This window comes from Methylophaga marina (genome assembly GCF_030296755.1).
Classification (GTDB): Bacteria; Pseudomonadota; Gammaproteobacteria; order Nitrosococcales; family Methylophagaceae; genus Methylophaga; species Methylophaga marina.
Genome location: NZ_AP027741.1, coordinates 2648861 through 2666068, shown reverse-complemented (window position 1 = coordinate 2666068; position 17208 = coordinate 2648861). Strand labels below are relative to the sequence as shown.

The 17208-nt window shown below is 43.9% G+C and carries 12 protein-coding genes and 1 pseudogene; 2 read left to right on the top strand and 11 right to left on the bottom strand.

Annotated elements, in window-relative coordinates; genetic code table 11:
- The first annotated feature begins 14 nt into the window (after positions 1–14).
- Together QUE24_RS13500 and QUE24_RS13495 are read left to right on the top strand one after the other, a co-directional pair.
- Positions 15–2027: a primary-amine oxidase gene (locus tag QUE24_RS13500; RefSeq protein WP_286304322.1), complete on the top strand. Its 2013-nt coding sequence runs from the start codon at positions 15–17 to the stop codon at positions 2025–2027.
- A gap of 4 nt (positions 2028–2031) precedes the next feature.
- Entirely contained in the window at positions 2032–2760 is a 729-nt protein-coding gene (locus QUE24_RS13495) for a cytochrome c oxidase assembly protein (RefSeq protein WP_286304321.1), read from the top strand.
- Here the strand turns inward: QUE24_RS13495 and QUE24_RS13490 are convergent.
- The 11 genes and pseudogenes from QUE24_RS13490 to QUE24_RS13445 form a co-directional block, all read right to left on the bottom strand.
- Complete coding sequence (locus QUE24_RS13490; protein ID WP_286304320.1) at positions 2707–3219, bottom strand: helix-turn-helix domain-containing protein; 513 nt, start codon at positions 3217–3219, stop codon at positions 2707–2709. The genes QUE24_RS13495 and QUE24_RS13490 overlap by 54 nt on opposite strands.
- A complete protein-coding gene (locus QUE24_RS13485; RefSeq protein WP_286304319.1) occupies positions 3171–3659 on the bottom strand; it encodes a hypothetical protein in 489 nt (162 codons plus the stop codon). Before QUE24_RS13485 ends, QUE24_RS13490 begins: the two co-directional genes overlap by 49 nt.
- Before the next feature lie 262 nt (positions 3660–3921).
- Positions 3922–4299 carry a CZB domain-containing protein gene (locus tag QUE24_RS15950; protein WP_417500337.1) on the bottom strand — a complete coding sequence of 126 codons (378 nt, stop codon included), beginning with the start codon at positions 4297–4299 and terminating at the stop codon, positions 3922–3924.
- A 63-nt stretch (positions 4300–4362) separates the two neighbouring features.
- A pseudogene (locus QUE24_RS15945) lies at positions 4363–4833 on the bottom strand (methyl-accepting chemotaxis protein); the annotation flags it as partial.
- A 341-nt stretch (positions 4834–5174) separates the two neighbouring features.
- Positions 5175–5606, bottom strand: coding sequence for a hypothetical protein (locus QUE24_RS13475; protein ID WP_286304317.1), 432 nt, complete (start codon positions 5604–5606; stop codon positions 5175–5177).
- On the bottom strand, positions 5606–6028 hold the full coding sequence (locus QUE24_RS13470; RefSeq protein WP_286304316.1) for a chemotaxis protein CheW: 423 nt from the start codon (positions 6026–6028) through the stop codon (positions 5606–5608). The genes QUE24_RS13475 and QUE24_RS13470 overlap by 1 nt, the downstream gene beginning before the upstream one ends.
- 84 nt (positions 6029–6112) lie before the next feature.
- Positions 6113–7441, bottom strand: coding sequence for an FAD-dependent oxidoreductase (locus QUE24_RS13465; protein ID WP_007144758.1), 1329 nt, complete (start codon positions 7439–7441; stop codon positions 6113–6115).
- A gap of 96 nt (positions 7442–7537) precedes the next feature.
- Positions 7538–11755 carry a hypothetical protein gene (locus tag QUE24_RS13460; RefSeq protein WP_286304315.1) on the bottom strand — a complete coding sequence of 1406 codons (4218 nt, stop codon included), beginning with the start codon at positions 11753–11755 and terminating at the stop codon, positions 7538–7540.
- Between the two features lie 346 nt (positions 11756–12101).
- The gene (locus QUE24_RS13455; RefSeq protein ID WP_286304314.1) at positions 12102–13901 is read right to left on the bottom strand and encodes a vWA domain-containing protein; all 1800 of its coding nucleotides are present in this window, start codon (positions 13899–13901) and stop codon (positions 12102–12104) included.
- A 108-nt stretch (positions 13902–14009) separates the two neighbouring features.
- A complete protein-coding gene (locus QUE24_RS13450) occupies positions 14010–15200 on the bottom strand; it encodes an O-succinylhomoserine sulfhydrylase (protein WP_007144755.1) in 1191 nt (396 codons plus the stop codon).
- A 128-nt stretch (positions 15201–15328) separates the two neighbouring features.
- On the bottom strand, positions 15329–17149 hold the full coding sequence (locus tag QUE24_RS13445) for a TonB-dependent receptor domain-containing protein (RefSeq protein ID WP_286304313.1): 1821 nt from the start codon (positions 17147–17149) through the stop codon (positions 15329–15331).
- Between the last annotated feature and the right edge of the window lie 59 nt (positions 17150–17208).

Here is a 17208-nt window from a genome sequence, read left to right as displayed (position 1 = left end):
ACGACGAGGTCACTATGAATCACGCATTAGAAACATCCTATAAACCCGAAACAACACCTGGCGTTAAAGCCATTCACCCACTTGATCCATTAACGATAGAAGAAATTGCTATCGCTTCTGATTTACTCAGAAAAGAAAAAGGCTTGGGTGCTGAGTGTCGTTTTCCTTATGTGCAGCTTGAAGAACCGGCAAAAGCGGAAGTATTAGCTTTTGAAAAAGGTCAGCCATTTTCACGCCAAGCCTTTGCGGTGGTACTGGATAAAGCCACAGGTGATATTCATGAAGCGATGATTGATCTTAATACCAACACCATTACACGCTGGGAACAGATTGATCCTGAAGTGACTGGTCAACCCGCCATCATGATGGAAGAGTTCTTCACCTGTGTCGATATTGTTCAGGCTGATCCTGGTTTTATTGAAGCGGTGAAACGCCGAGGCTTAAGCGATAAAGATATTGAGACCATTCAAATCGACCCATGGTCATTTGGTTATTTTGGTGATGAAGAAAAATACCGTGGTCGACGCTTAATGCGTGGTGTGGCTTTTGTGCGTGATGATATTGTCGATAATGGTTATGCTCGCCCTATTGATGGTCTGGTGGCGATTATCGATTTAAATGAAGGTAAGGTCATCGAGCTATTAGATGATGGTCAGAATATTCCCGTCCCTAAAACTAAACACAACTACGACACCCCATCACTCGCCAAGCCACGTGATGATCTTAAACCTCTGCAAATAACTCAGCCGGAAGGTGTGAGCTTCACTGTTGATGGCTGGAAAGTGAACTGGCAGAAATGGCAATTCCGTCTGGGCTATAACCCACGCGAAGGTTTAGTACTCAACCAATTAAGTTACCAGGATGGTGATCGTCTGCGCCCGATTATTTATCGTGCCAGTATCAACGATATGGCGGTACCCTACTCTGACACCAATCTGAACCACTATTGGAAATGTGCGTTTGATGGCGGTGAATATGGTCTTGGCCGCCTGGCTAATCAGCTTGAGCTGGGCTGCGACTGTCTGGGCGCGATTCGCTATTTTGATATTCCAACCGTCGATGATAATGGCGTGCCATTCTTGATGAAAAATGCCGTCTGTATGCATGAGGAAGATTACGGCACCTTATGGAAACATTACGAGTTCCGCAGTGAAACCTATGAAATGCGTCGCTCACGTCGTTTGGTTATCAGCTTCTTCTGTACTGTGGGTAACTATGATTACGGGTTTTACTGGTATTTATATCAGGATGGCACCATTCAACAAGAAACTAAACTGACCGGTATTATTCAGACAGGCGCATTGGTTCCCGGTGAAAAACCTAAGTTCGGTGGTATGGTGACACCCGAAATCTATGGGCCTACTCATCAACATTTCTTTAGTGCTCGCCTGCATATGATGCTTGATGGTGAAAATAATTCCGTGGTCGAAACCAACTTCACGCCCCGCGAAATGGATGAAGATGAAAACCCTTGGGGCAATCTGTTTAATACAGAAGCTACCGTGTTAAAAACAGAACTGGAAGCGGCTCGTGAAGCCAATGGTCAAACCGGCCGGTTCTGGAAAATTATCAACCCCAACAGCATCAACGCCGTGGGTAATCCGACCGGCTATAAACTTGTGGCTGAACATAATCCAGTGATGCTGGCTCATGATAATAGTTATGTTGCCAAGCGGGCTGGCTTTGCCAAAAAGCATTTATGGGTAACGCCTTATGATCCGGCCGAGATGAATGCGTCCGGCTTTTATCCTAATCAAAATAAAGGTGAAGGTTTACCGTATTACGTGCAAAAAGACCGTCCGATTGAAAATACGGATATCGTGGTCTGGCATACCTTTGGTCACACACATGTATGTAAACCAGAGGACTTCCCCATCATGCCAGTGGAGTATGTTGGCTTTACCTTGAAACCCAATAACTTCTTTATGGGTAATGCGGCAATGGATGTGCCTGCTGAAGGGAATAACCATAGCGTTGATACCGTGACCGGTTCGGTAAAATCTGGCTCAAGCTGCTGTTCTGAATAGTCAGATGTGGTTAGTTTCAGTGGATTTATTGTGCAGCGTGATAGTCATTATCACGCTGCAACAATGGGCTGTTAAGAAAAACTTACTGGCGAAACCGGGCATATTTCTCACTGGTAACCTGGTATTTTTGCTTGGCATGCTGCCGTGGTTTGATGACTTGGCTCGTTATTCGATTAGCTTGCACAGTTTACAAAGCGTCATGGTGCATCATTTTGCCCCATTATTATGGATTGGCGCTTTACGTCATAAAGAGTCATCCATTACCAGAGCACATAACACCTTATCGCATTGGCCTACTACGTTATTGATGAGCATTTTTGCAGTATTGACCTGGGTATGGATGTTACCGTCATTCCATCCACTGTTAATGCAGAGTGCCATTATCTATAGCGGTATGAAATGGTTAATGGCATTAAGTGGGCTGGCCTTATGTTTATCCATGCTCAGTCACCATCAAAAATCATCTTATTGGCAGAAATTAAATAATGTCACAGTGGTGATGCCCTTATTACTCTGGGGGCTGTTGATGTTTATCTTTCCCACAATGTATGCCGATACACATACCAGCCATCATCATATGATGATGAGTCATCTACCCGCCTGGCTTCAGCTATCACCCATTCAGGATCAATTTATCGGTGGTCTGCTCTTTATTGTGTCGGGTTTCCTTTACTGGCAATCAAACTCGATCAGCGTAGCGTTTACGCGTCATGCTCGGCGTTTCTCCAAATAAACGACGATATTCCTGAGAAAAATAGCCCATATGGAAAAAGCCATAATTAGCTGCCACATCAGTGACTGAAAGACCACTTGTTATTAGTTCACGTTTGGCTGCATTGAGCTTTACGGCTCGCAGATATTGCATTGGTGAAGTGCCTGTCGCTTTATGGAAACTATAATTCAAGGTGCGGTGTGGGATAGACAAGGCCTTGCATATATCCACAATACTGGCACAACTTCCTTCACTGGAGGCCACATACTCATGACAACGCTGCACAATGTAGTTGTGTTGATTGCCCAGACGTTTTAACGAGTTGTTATGCGTTTCTTCGCTTTCGTAAATAGTCAAAGCAAACTGGATTATTTTATCCTCTATCGCTTTGAATAACTGTTTAGCATAGGTCGCAGTCTTATTCACAGTTCTCAGGTTATATACGAGCAAAGCCAGATCATGGCGTAAGGTGTTGAGCATGTCAGCGTCCATCTTGACACCGTAACTTTTTTAAACCCAATCAGTCGAGTATAAGTATCGTGACTCAACAGTTCGGCAAATGTCTGTTGGTCAATGGAAACAATGCTGTAGTCGAGTTGGGCTGGCCCCACAAAGGAAAAGTCGCTTTCATACGGTAATAAGGTAATACCCGATGACAAAATCTGACGTGCTTGTTCTGAGGCATCACTCGCTTCAACATGATGTGGAATCATCAAACTGATTTTACCCTTCGGCGTATGCGTATCCTGAACCACACTTTGCTTCATGCGTTCTCTAAACACGCGAACCGAATCCAGCTGAATATCTTCAAGAAAGCCTTCAAACCGCCCCGCACTTATTTGATCGTATTCCTGTGGCCAATTTTGTAGGGAGTGAGCATGTTGATTCACATCATCAAACGTAGCGGACTGACTGAACATGATGTAGATCCCCAGAATGGCTAAGAATAAGAGATTAAGCAAAAAATGAACCGCTGTTTACTGAGGCAAAGTGCAATGGCTACTCTGGCATTATTAATTCAATATAATCAATAACTTTGAGTTTATAAGCAAAGAGTTTTATCAATATAGATGAGAGCGCTTATCTTAATAAGCCTGCCCTTATTTGGAGCATTTCCCGCTAAGTTGATAAAAATGGGGCATCATCAAAAGAGGATGCCCCACTGTTAAGCATGTTTATTTTTTATTTTGAGTAGCGATGCAGTTGATTGAAGTATTCATCCAGTAAGTCATCAATGGCACTGACTACCTGAATACTGGCATGCTCCATCGCCGACAACATATTGAGTGTTTCTGCTTTATCACCATTCGCTGCCGCTTGAATCGCCGCTTTACCAGAAACATGAACCTGTTCATGCGGTTTTTCGATAGATTTATAGTTACTAAGTGATACGTACTCACTGGCACCCGCTCCGCGATAGTACCATTCGCCCAGTCGACATTGAGTGTGATCGTTTACGGAAAATTGATAATTCTCAGTATCGATAGCGGCATAAATCTGATTTTTCCAGACAGCGTGATCTAACTTCACCGTATTGAGAAATGAGGCCGTTGATGCCATCAGAATAATCTTTTGCATTTGATTTGAACGCTGTAGCACTTCACTCACTACAGCCCCAATTTGTTCTGATGAGGTCGATACTTCACGCGCACCTTCTTGATTGTCCTGCACCATGCCTTTGATATTACTTGTCTGATTTAGAACCTGACTGACTAATGATTCAATCTTGTCACTGGCATCATGGGCTTTTGAGGCAAGATTTCTGACTTCATCGGCAACAACAGCAAAACCTCGACCGGCATCACCGGCCCTGGCGGCCTCGATCGCAGCATTTAACGCAAGTAAGTTAGTTTGCTCTGAGATTTCTTGTATGGTGGCCACCAATACATTGATATCGTTAGCTGTTTTATCTAGCACCCCAACAACTGTAATACTCTCATTTGCATGAGCATTAATGGTTTCAGCTCGTTGATTTAATTTCTCAACGGCTTGTGTGGTCTGAGCAAAAATCTCTTTTAACTGATCCAGCGTTTCTCTCTCTTCCCTAAGACTTGTTGCACTCTGTAATAATCCATCACGGACAGTTTGAAGCATCTTGCCGCCTTCTAACTGAACACCTATCAGTCCTTCATCCTGACTGAGCTGGCTTTTTAAACTCGCTATTTCACTCTCTTTTTCAGCTAGCTGGGATATCAGCTCATTTTGTTGCGTTTGATGTTGTTTTTCTCTCTCTTTCAGTTCTTGCTCTAATGCTGCTATTTGTTGTTTTAGTTTTTTTGAAAACACAGTTAATTCATCCTTAAAGGTTCATTAAGTAACGCTCACAAAACACTACTAAGTTTTATGAGTTATAACCACAGACAGTTCGGGGAGTAAACGGGCAAAAAAATAAACGGGGCTCGACTCATGCGCTCATCTTCAACCAAACTGAAAAGTTAGGTGACTAAGATTGGCTCATCAATCAGTTTATCAATATTGAAATAAAGACAATCGGGGCTATTGTCTCGTGTATAGATACCATCCAGTACTTTTGCTATCTGACTTAACTGAGCCAGGGCGCCCGCATTACTAGCCTGAAACTCACTCGCATCATAGCTAATCACATCGTTTATTTCGTCTATCAACAATGCAAATCTGGGCGTTTTTCCATCTTCAGTCACGAATAACAAGACTTGTCTCATAGCAGCTTGTAAATGCTCAACAGCACGAGCAAATAATGTACTCATGCGCTGGATGGTGGCACCACGTTCGCGGCGCAATAATTCCATTGCATCCTGACTGTTGCCACTATTGCTCAGAGTAAGCAAACGTTCTGCCATTTCATAGAGTGTCTGCTGAGTCACATCAAACAAAGACAATAACTCCATCAAAGTGTCATCTCTGGTTTGAAACTGTTTTCGCCATTGACTAAATTGGCTTTTTTCAAGTCTGTAGAGTATGTGAATTCACTGCTATTTTTGACGGCCATTTCCAGCGCATTGACCCACTCATTGAGCTCCTGCTCATGCAGCTTCAATTCGGCGATGATTTTGGCCTTACTATCGATACCAGAGTTAACACCCACCCGGTGGGCAAAATCCAATACCGGCACCACAATACCCTGATATTTAATCACCCCTTTCAGACCACGTTCTTCCACCGGGACCTTTTGAACGGAGTCGACATCCTGCCCCAGCATCAGCACATAATCGACATTGAGACCAAACATCATATCTTCGATAAAGAAGGTGAAAACCTGAGTCTTCTCTGATGCCTTACCGGCATTAGCCTGAGCAGAATGCAGTGTCATATGCTGTCTCCATCGAAAAACTAGTATGCTTATATGAAGCTATATCGGCTGCTTAATCGAAGACTGAAACAAATTTTAGTCTTATCAGTGCAGGTCAGCTCTTAAACGGGTTTCGTCTATCTGTGCTCCAAGTCGCCCACACACAAATCGTAAATCCAGCTCGGCGTTTTCCAGACAACTGGTCGCGCCAGGTGAAGGAGTCATATTAAAGACGATACCTGTACCCGGGTTGATTTTCGCTTCGCCCAGCATCAATTGAGATGATTTTTTATCAATTAACTGAGGACGAACACCGCCAAAACCTTTGGCAAAGGTGACATCTTTTAATTGCAGAGATGGCACGATTTTTCGTGCATCTTTCATAAACAACCAGCGGCGTAGCAGTGGTACTTCAAACAGGAAGTTTTTCAGAATGTAGTTACGAATGTCTTTGACCTTAAACAGATCCCAGAAGACTTTCATCACCCGTGAATCGAGCTTTAATACACGCAAGAACTCAAAAAAGGTTTTGCTGTTGTAGCGTTCCAGCATGGGTAATAACAATGCAGTGGGTCCAAAGCGAGTCTTACCCTCAATCAATACATCTGGATCACCATGCACTGCGGCAAAAGGCAATTTGTCGTTTTGTACGGTGTAAACCTTGCCATTGAGTAAGGGCGGTGTGAAATAGAAACTACCGGCAACGGGTAAACAGGAGAGTTCAAGACCATATCCCATTTGCTGGGCTAATAGCAGGCTGTGTCCACCAGCAGAAACGACGACCGTTTTTGCTTTGATAACCGCGTTCTGAGTAACAATAGAAAATACGCCATCTTTTTCGATGATGTCTTCGACGTGACTGTTCAGAAATAGCTTGAGATCTTTATCTGTTCGCTTTTGTGCCTGATCGACAAAGCTTTCAGCCAAACGCTGGTAATCCACTGCTGAGTATTCATCTAACACAGCCAATGCCACACAAGGTTCTTCACGCATCTTGCCATCGACCATCACCACATTGGGTTCGATCTCAGCGATTTGCTCTTTTTCCAGCAGTTGCATTGAAGTGAAGACGGTGCGGAAACGTTCGAAACGCTCACGTAACATGGCGCACTCTTTTTCACCCACGCCCAATACCATTTTGGGGTATTTAAAAATGATTTCATCACGTTCTGCCAGCTCATCAGCATAGTTGACAATCATCTGGGCCGCGGCTTTGACTTTAGCGGCTTTCTCAAGGGTGTAATTCGTTTCAATATCACCACAGTGAAGCGTCTGACTATTATTTCTGCCGTTAGAGTTCACTTTGGCAACATGGTCGTATTTTTCAACCAAAGCGATATGTTGTATATCGGTGTATTCAGTGAGCAAATACATCAGTGCTGTACCGCATACGCCACCACCGATAATGGCTACATCATGGACTTGTTCTGTCATTTTTAATCCCAGCAAAAACTGCCGGCGATTTTAACAGAATCAGCGTTTCACCGCAGTCAAAAAATAGCGATGAAACGCGGCGATGAAACCTACTGACTAATCCTCATCTTTTTTCTTATTCATTTGCGAAAAAGACGGTATCGAAGACAATATTGACTGCAATCGATCCTGCTGTTGAGTATCAACATCTTCGTCGTCCTCGCCTTCTTCATTATCAGAAGCATTTTCAAGATCTTTGATTTCTTTAAACATCTGATCCAAGTCATCATCAGAAGGCAATGGTTCTTCAGTCAGATCCTGCCACATATCCGATACAGCAGATTTCGGATCAACCAGATTCACAGGTTCACCGATATCAAGTTCATCCTCACTGAAATACTGCTCTACATCGGAAGTCGCTTGCTCTGCCGCATCAACAAGGGGTGAATCTGCTTGCTCATCTGATGCTGGATACATGGCCGAAATTCGCGTTGAATTATCGTCAAGCTGACGTTCATCAATAATGTTAACGTCATAGTTCAAATCGTTCTCAGTCACAGAACTTGATGTTGTTTGCTCTATCTCTGGCTCGATATCAGTGAGTTCATCCTCAACAGTTTGTGCAACCTCATCCAGATCAAACTCTTCCTCAACAACAGGCTCGGACAAGTTGGCATTATCAGATAAAGATAAATTTGGCTCAGAATCATCTTGCGAATCCTCGCTGACAGACAGAGAGTCAGCATCATCTATTGAATCAGTCTCTTCAATGTCTACTGTCTCTGTCTCAGGCGTCTGTTCATAAGCCGGTTCTGAACTCGCCATATCAACTGTGCTTTCTGGTTCAGGTTTTACCTCTGTTTGTTGGCTACGTGCTTTCGCCTCTGCACGAAGTTGTGCCGTTCTGGCGCGTACTTTTTCACGCAGCTCATCCAGCTCTGAACGCATTTCTGCAATTTCTTCAGACGGTACTGAACTCTCTTGATCACTTGAAAGGCTTTCTTCAGCCACTTCAGGCTCAGCATCAACTTCTTCAGTTTCGTCTTCAGCCGTCATCAGTAAGCGTAAACGTTCTGCTTCTGTCTGGAATGCTGGCTCTGGCTCTGGCTCTGGCTCTGGCTCTGGCTCTGGCTCTGGCTCTGGCTCTGGCTCTGGCTCTGGCTCTGGCTCTGGCTCTGGCTCTGGCTCTGGCTCTGGCTCTGGCTCTGGCTCTGGCTCTGGCTCTGGCTCTGGCTCTGGCTCTGGCTCTGGCTCTGGCTCTGGCTCTGGCTCTGGCTCTGGCTCTGGCTCTGGCTCTGGCTCTGGCTCTGGCTCTACAATAGCATCTTCTGTTGAATCTGTTTGTCCAGCAAAATCTTCATCAATGACGTCATTTTCAGGCGATGTCATCACATCGTCGTCAGATACAGATAACGCCGTATCTTCGGTAACTTGACTCGACTCCACCAAATCACTTGCTTCTGGCAAAGCGGTTTTCACATTGAAAGTATCGGTTTTTAAGAAGTCTTTTAGGCTTCTGGGTTCTTTACTCGGAATATCCGCCGACGCTGACATTGATTCATCAGCTGTAATATCGTCGTCTGATGTAAGCGTAGAGCTCTCTAATGGCTCATCATCAAAACTAGGCAGGCTTTCACCATCATCATCAATAATATCAAACGACTCATCCGGAGATGTCTCAGCCTCTTCAGGCAAGCTTGTGTCTACATCTGATTCAAGCTGCTGTTCTGATGATATATCTTCAGGTTGAACGCTTTCCGCATCATCCTCATCTGTATCTAACGATAAATTGGCAGAATGATCGGGCTCAGTGGACTCTGATTCATCTTCAGTCAGGGCAGAAATTGCCTCATCAGCCTCAAGCAAATGTTCTTCTAACGCTGCTTCAGTGGCAGGCTCATCATTGTCATCGGCTGATGCCACTTGTTCGATAACATCATCTGTGAGCGGTTCAACATCTTCAATACTGAGATCATGAGCAGGTGATATATCATCATCACCCTCTTCAGCTGCCAGCTCTAACTCATCAGCTATTATGTTATCAGCGAGCGTTTCATCTTCTGGAGAATCCACCGCTGCTTGTTCAGGTTCTAGATCCAGACTTTCTTCAAGTTCTATCTGCTCAGTTGTCGCCAGCGTCTCATCAATGTCTGACGCTTCTTGAGTATCATCAGTCGCTTTTTCCGCTACCTCAACTAAATTCTCACTAGCGACGGCATTCTCATCATGGACATCTTCGACAAATCCAGGCTGACTAGCTTGACTGTCTGTTTCATTTTCATTAGAGACCAGTTCATCAATTGCTGGTATATCTTTGTTTTCTATAGGCTCATTAGTAAGCTGGTCTTCAGCAATCTCATTTTCTTGCTCAATCTCTGAACCCAGCTCTTCTGTTTCAGGCTCTGAGAATTCAGATACTTCTGGCTCATTATCTTCAGCGAGTTCTGGGGTTTCAGCTTCTGCTTCAGATTGAGGTTCATCTATTACTGGTAGGTCATCACTCTCAACCGGCTCAACATTCAATTCGTTTTCAGTCAGCTCGTTCTCAAGCTCTGAATTCAGTTCTTCTGTTGATGTGGATTCTTCAGCAATGCTTCCAGCTTCTGCTTCAGGCTCTGATAAATCTGATACTTCTGTTTCATTGTCTTCACTGAATTCTGGCAACTCGACTTCAGATACAGGTTCATCGATTGTAGGTATATCGTCTCTATCTATAGAATCAACATTAAGCTGCTCTTCAGTAAACGTTGGCTCAGTTTCTGAAATCAGTTCTTCTGTTGTGATGGGTTCTTCAGCAATATTGTCAACTTCTGTTTCGGTCTCTGTTAAGTCAGATACTTCTGGTTCATTATCTTCAGCGAGCTCTGGGGTTTCAGCTTCTGCTTCAAGTTGAGGTTCATCAATTGCTGGAGCTTCATCATTATCTATGGACTCAAGACTCAGCTCGTCTTCAGAAAGCTCTGGCTCAGAATTCTGTTCTTCTGTTGTGATGGGTTCTTCAGCAATATTGTCAATTTCTGTATCAGTTGAAGCCTCCGATGATTCTGGCTCTACATCAGGCAAATTACTTTCACCAGTGCCTTTGGACTCATCAGTCGTAACAGCTTCAGGCTCATTACCATCTACGTCGATATAACTACTAATATCATCGACTGATTCAGTCGGTATAACTGCTTCGTTTTCAACGTCAAGAGCTTGAGTCACATCAACAGATTGCTGATCATCTTGAGCCTCACTGCTGTCAATTTCATCAGTTATGGTTTCATCTAGTGTCAGCTCAGACTCATTATCATCAAGCGATTGTTCTAATGCAGGACTGTTTTCTTCAGATTGAATTTGCTGCTCACCGGAATCTAGCTGTTCATCCGTAGTATCAGCCTGCTCGATATCAGCCAAAAACTCATCGACTGATAAGTTATCAATAGTTGCCTGCTCTGGCTCTGGCTCTGGCTCTGGCTCTGGCTCTGGCTCTGGCTCTGGCTCTGGCTCTGGCTCTGGCTCTGGCTCTGCAATAGTATCTTGTTGTGCTAATAGGGCATCAATATCTTCGTTGTCGATTTCAGTATCTGAATCTGTCTCAACTGATGTTTGCTGCTTCTCTTCGGTGTCTTGCAGTGATGACAAAATATCATCCACAGCCCCCGGAATTTCAACCTCATCTGTGACTTCGGTAAAGCGTTGAAGCTCTTCATCGGTGAGTTCTTTCTGTTGGAGCGAATCAGCTTCATCAGCAATACCATTGATTTCAACGACATCAACCGGCTCGTTGCTACTCTCTGTCTCTGTAGTCTCGTTTGTATTATCTGGGTCAGAAACACTTGCGTTTTCATCTTCCAGTGAAAAATCGTCCCCGTCTAATAACGCATCCAGTTCTTCATTAGATAAGATGGGCTCATCTTCTGGAGAAGAGTCGTTGTTAGCAGGTATTTCAGCATCAGGGGTGTCAGTATCAGCTGCGTCTTCAGGCTCGGTTGGCTCACTGACATCTGTCTCAGGTGAGAGTGATGGAACCTCGGCCTGATCATCGAATACCTGATTTATCTCATCGCCATCACCAAAGGTTTGCTCTTCCTGAGGTTCAGGTACCTCGTCAATTTCTGCTGGCGTTTCCTCTTCGGTCACAGTCTCATCAATCTCAACATCCTCTTTCTCAGTTGGAAGCACAGCTGCCGCAGCCATTGAAGCCCCTGTCAGTTGTTGATACTGACTCAGTAAACGTTCCATCGTTTGTGCCGCGTGATCAATCTGTTGCTGTAAATCATCTGCGGATGGTGCTGTTTCTTCAGATTGTTGAGACTTAGCGTGTGAACCAACTGGCTCGATGTTCAATGCCACGTCAACGGCTTGCTCAACCAGGCCAGGAATAGCTAAAAACGCTTTATCATCCTGTTCTATATAGGTTTTGATAAGACTTTTTTGTATGCGACGTTCACGCTCAAGAAAGTCGTTTACTTCCGCTTTGAGCGCTTCATCACTTAGGGCGTATTTTTCATGTAAAACCTGACTGAGATTTTGCTCTCTCGATATCTGGTCCCGCTTAATTTTTTTACGGCGTTGGTCCCGGCATTATGAACTTTCCGCCTTTTTTTCCGATTACTTATTAATAAAATGCCAGCAATAACAGCAAAAATCAGAGCCAGTTCATACGCCAGAAACTCGAGCATTGGATCGGTTAGATTTATCAAAGCATATCTCCCACCGCTGCGGTTGCTGCATTCTGTCTTCGCCACCAGATAACGCCAGCTATCAGTAGAGCTAAGATAATGGCATTACCTATCAGAAGTTTTGTGTTATCAGATATTGAGATACCTGCTTCTTCATTATCCTCGCTTAGCATCAAGTCATCATCCAAGGGCATAATATCGACGTCAGCTGCATCTTCACCTGTAATCGGTTCCAGAATGGGAGCAAGTTCTTCATCAAATAATTCAGCAGCTGGTTCAAGCGCTAATTCATCTTTCAACGTGATAGGCTCAGCTTGTAAAAAAACCGGACGTCCTTCAGGCGTTTCACCGCGTAACTGAAGCGATAATTCGTAATCGGCATCTTTCGTGAGTTCAGTTAATGTCAGCTGCCAATTGTTCGTATCCGTTTTCTGCATCTCGTATGGCCACTCGCTACCATTTTCTTCTCTTAATAATGCTTTTATCGACAAAGAATCTGGTTTTATTAGGGTTGGTTCGACCTGAACCTGTATACGATGACTTCGACTATCACCAGGTAGACGTTCGGAATCAACATAGTAAGGCGCTGCTATCACATTGATACTTTGGCGTCTCTGACGTTCAAACGTCGCACTTTTCAAGGTGACAATCACATCTTGACGTCCAGCGGTGAACTCCTCCCCCAATTTGGCATTAAACTGACTTTTTTGTGGGTCCAATGTCATCGACAACTGCTTTTCTTCCAGCTCAGAATTTTGTTTGAGTGAGCCGTCAACCAACTCCAGAAAATCGTTTCGTGTAATGGGTTTTCCGTGATCAGTTAATGTTGCGTGAAAATCGAACTTTTCTCCTTTCAGCACATTATTAGGTAAATCACTGGTTTCCAGTTTCATATCCGTGACAACCATTACCCTGTTATCCGGATCAAGCTGAGCATCAATTCGCCACTCGCCCGTCGCCGGGTTTTCAATGGTAATCAGATCAAAACTATCTTCATGTAACCAACGCAATTTATCTGATTGATCCAACTCGGTGAGGGTTCTACCGTCGGGTGTTTTAAGTTGTGTTTCTGCTGATCCTGCTTTTCGAAAAGCCAGCACTGTCATTTCATTGACACTGCTATCGATTTTGAACTGATTATCAGCGAGAGGAACAGTGTCTGGCTGGGTGGCTTTTTCGAACATATGAAGGAAAATACGTTGCAAATCATCAGCCGTATTGGCTTGTTGATACCAGCCATCCGTTTCCATTGAGATAGCTTTCAGCAGTTCATGATCGGCATTATCTGACAGGGCAATTGTGTGAACGGCGAGATTCGCCGCTTTTAGTCTAGGCACAATCGCATTGAGGATGCGCTGGCGAGAGGCTTCGCTGGCTTTTTGTCCTGGTTGTAAATCAACAAAACCATCAGACAATAAAATCAAGCTTTGACGTTGTTTAGGATCGTTTTTTATGCCTGTTTTTGTGGCTTTTTCTAAGGCTAGCTCGATATTAGTATAGAGACCAAGGGAGTGAATTTTTGAGGATTTTTCAATCGCTTTCTGTCGCCAGTCATCATCAACTTTTTGCCATGGCACCAGCATATTGACCATCTTAGCAAAGGTCCAAACCCCTGAGTTTGCGTCATCTGGCATGAGCCCCACTAACATTCTCAGCGCAGGTGCTCGCAGGTTTTTGGGATCATTCTTTTTCATGCTGCCCGAGACATCTATCACAACACGAACATCACTACTGGGTGTTTCAGCCGCTTGTGCAAGCTTTGTTGGCATAGTCACCAACAAAGCTAATGGCAATGCGATCTTTAAGAAATCTAACATAGCAATCTACCTTGTTCATTATGCTGTCAGCTTCTGTCTTTACGCTTTTTAAAGACATTTTTTTGACAGCCACTCCAATCTAGGCAGAGCTATGCAGATTTTATGCCGTTATTTAATAGCAGCAAAGCCGCGGGCTAAATCCGCTTTAATATCATCCACACTTTCAAGGCCGATAGAGAGGCGTAACATTCCATCGGTGATACCGGCTGCAGCGCGCGCTTCTTCAGTGAGACGTCCATGTGTTGTTGTTGCAGGATGCGTGATGGTCGTTTTGCTATCACCTAAGTTCGCGGTGATAGACAGCCACTCCAAAGCGTTAATGAGAGACCATGCATCCTTCTTACCGCCTTTGATTTCAAAAGCAATAATGCCACCAAATGCTGACTGCTGTTTCTTAGCTAATTCGTGCTGTGGATGCGATGGTAAGCCTGAGTAAAACACATGGCTTACTAAAGGTTGCGACTCCAGCCAGCTTGCTACCTCAAGTGCTGACGCAGAATGGGCTTTCATTCTGAGATCCAAGGTTTCCAGACCTTTGAGGAAGGTCCAGGCATTAAATGGACTCATCGTCGGTCCTGCTGTACGCAAGAAACCATATACATCTTCACCCACACGCTTAGCATCGCCAACCACCGCACCACCAATACAACGGCCCTGGCCATCGATGTATTTTGTGGCTGAATGCACAACGATATCAGCGCCAAACTCCAACGGTCGCTGTAATGCCGGCGTGCAGAAACAGTTATCGACAACCAATAAACAATCATTGGCCTTGGCAAGCTCAGAGAGTGCTTCTAAGTCTGCAATTTCATTCATGGGGTTGGAAGGCGTTTCCAAAAACAGCATTTTTGTTTCTGGCGTAATAGCGGCTTTCCAGTCATCTAAATCAATCAGCTTCACATAGCTGGTGCTGACACCAAACTTGGATAAATATTTATCAAACAACACGCGTGTAGTGCCGAAAATACTCATCGACGAAACGATATGATCACCGGCTGATAATAAGGCCATCATTGTCGATAAAATCGCCGACATGCCAGATGAAGTAGCGACACAGGACTCACCACCTTCCAAAGCAGCTAAACGCTGTTCAAATGTGCGAACGGTGGGATTAGTAAAACGAGAATAGATATTACCCGGCTCATCACCACCAAATCGTGCTGCAGCTTGCTCTGCACTTTCGAAGACAAAGCTGGACGTTGGGAATATAGGTTCAGACTGTTCAGATTCCGCTGTTCTTTTGTGACCAACACGGACGGCTTTGGTGGCAAAGCCTTTATTGTCATATTTATCTGTCATGGGAGTTCAACATAAAAAAGATGTGACAATTCTATATTTTTAGCAGGCTACTGACCAGATGAATCCTGAGTTTCAGACAAAAAAATACCCGAAACTTGTTCGGGTATTTTTTGTGGAACCATTATGCTTTATGGTTGATAACTCACTGACAACATCACAGTGCGACCTAAGCTGTAATATTCTTCGACTGTTTGATAGTCCTTGTTTAACATATTCTGGCCCGTTAACCTAACAGTCCAGTCCGGATCGACTTTATAAGCAACACGCAAATCCAATAGTCCATAGCCGCCTAGACGTTGGGTATTGTTTCTATCATTAAACGTTGCTCCTCTGAGTTTCCAGCTTGCTCCAGCTGACCATGCATTCCAGTCTTTATCTATGTGAAGGTTGGCAAGACGTCTAGCCGTTCTGACAAGCTGTCGTCCTGAATCACCATCTTCTGGTTGAATGAATGAAATATCACCTGAAATATCCCAAGAAGCAATAGACGTTGAAGCCTCAAACTCTATACCTTTAATTTTAGCCTTATTGACATTTGATGGCGTAAAGTTTCCAGAGCTGTTTCTTGACCAAGCAATAAGGTCGCGTATTTCATTTTTGTATGCATTAACAGCCCATTGTCCCCACTCAGGCGTTCCAGTAATACCAACTGTGTATGATTTTGATTTTTCTGGTAACAAGTTAGGGTTTGGAGCTGTCGGCCAGTACAAGTCATTAAAAGAAGGAGTTCTAAAACCAGTACCTGCCGATGCAGAAAGACGCAACTTTTCTGTTAGCCAATAACCATAATCTGCTGTACCGGTGCTTCTATGCCCGAATGCCTCATTATCATCATGTCTGGCACTCAATAACCAATCATGTTTACCCTCGCTGGCTTGCCAACTAGCAAAAACAGCTTTATTAGAACGAGATGTTTCTGTGTAAGCTAAGTTACTATCAATTTTATCGTGATCGTAATCAAAGCCTATATTCACTTTCTGTTGAGGGTTTATATGAAGTGTATTCACCCAACTAATGGTTCTGAGCAAGGTATTAAAATGATCTGTATCCTCACTACGAGAGTGTTCTTGTGACTTATCTCGAGATTCAGATAGCTGAACTGAAACCTCCCACAAGTCTGACACAAATATATTTGTATTTACCCCCATGACTTGTTGGCTTATTTTGCTATAAATAGGATCATTACCGTCATATTCATTGATGCCATCGACTCTGAGTAAATGAGCACCAATGCTCCAGTTATCAGACAATTGATGATTCACATTAAATGAAACACTTTTATTGCGGTAACCATCGTGATCTGGATTTTCATCATCTTGTGCATCAATACCATTGGTTGAAAGGTAGCTATAGCCCAAGTTGTAATGTGTTGAAGCATTACCACCACTGATTCCAGCACTTGCCTTTTGTGTATTTTTTGTTCCTGTGGCTAATGTCAGATAGGGTGTGGCTTTTTCATTCTTACCTTTACGAGTGAAAATCTGAATAACACCGCCTATAGCTTCAGAGCCATAAATGCCAGATCGTGAACCACGCACAATCTCAATGCGTTCAATCTGTTCAACAGGAAAGTCCTGCAAAGCAGCAGCGCCAGAGGTTGCAGAGCGCCATTTAACACCATCAACTAAAATTAGAATCTGTTTTGTGTCACTGCCTCTGATAGAGATACCACTCGTTTTTCCGTAACCACCTCGTTGAATCATATCAATACCAGGAAATCTGGAAAGTAACGTAGGCAGATCGTTAATTTGAAGTTTTTCTATTTCGTTACGTGTAATAACAGTAGAAGGCGCCAACGCATTTTCCGTAGGCATACGATTCGCTGTGACGGTAATGGAATTAAGCTCATCACTGGCGATGGCAGGTAAAGAAAGTAAAGAAGAAATCAGCGTAAATGCTGAAAGGCGCGTGCAAGCACGCAAAGGCAACGCCTTTGAAAACAAGGTCATAATTGTCTCCTGAGGATACGCTCACCCGCGATCCAAGGTTAAAAGGGTCACAACACTAT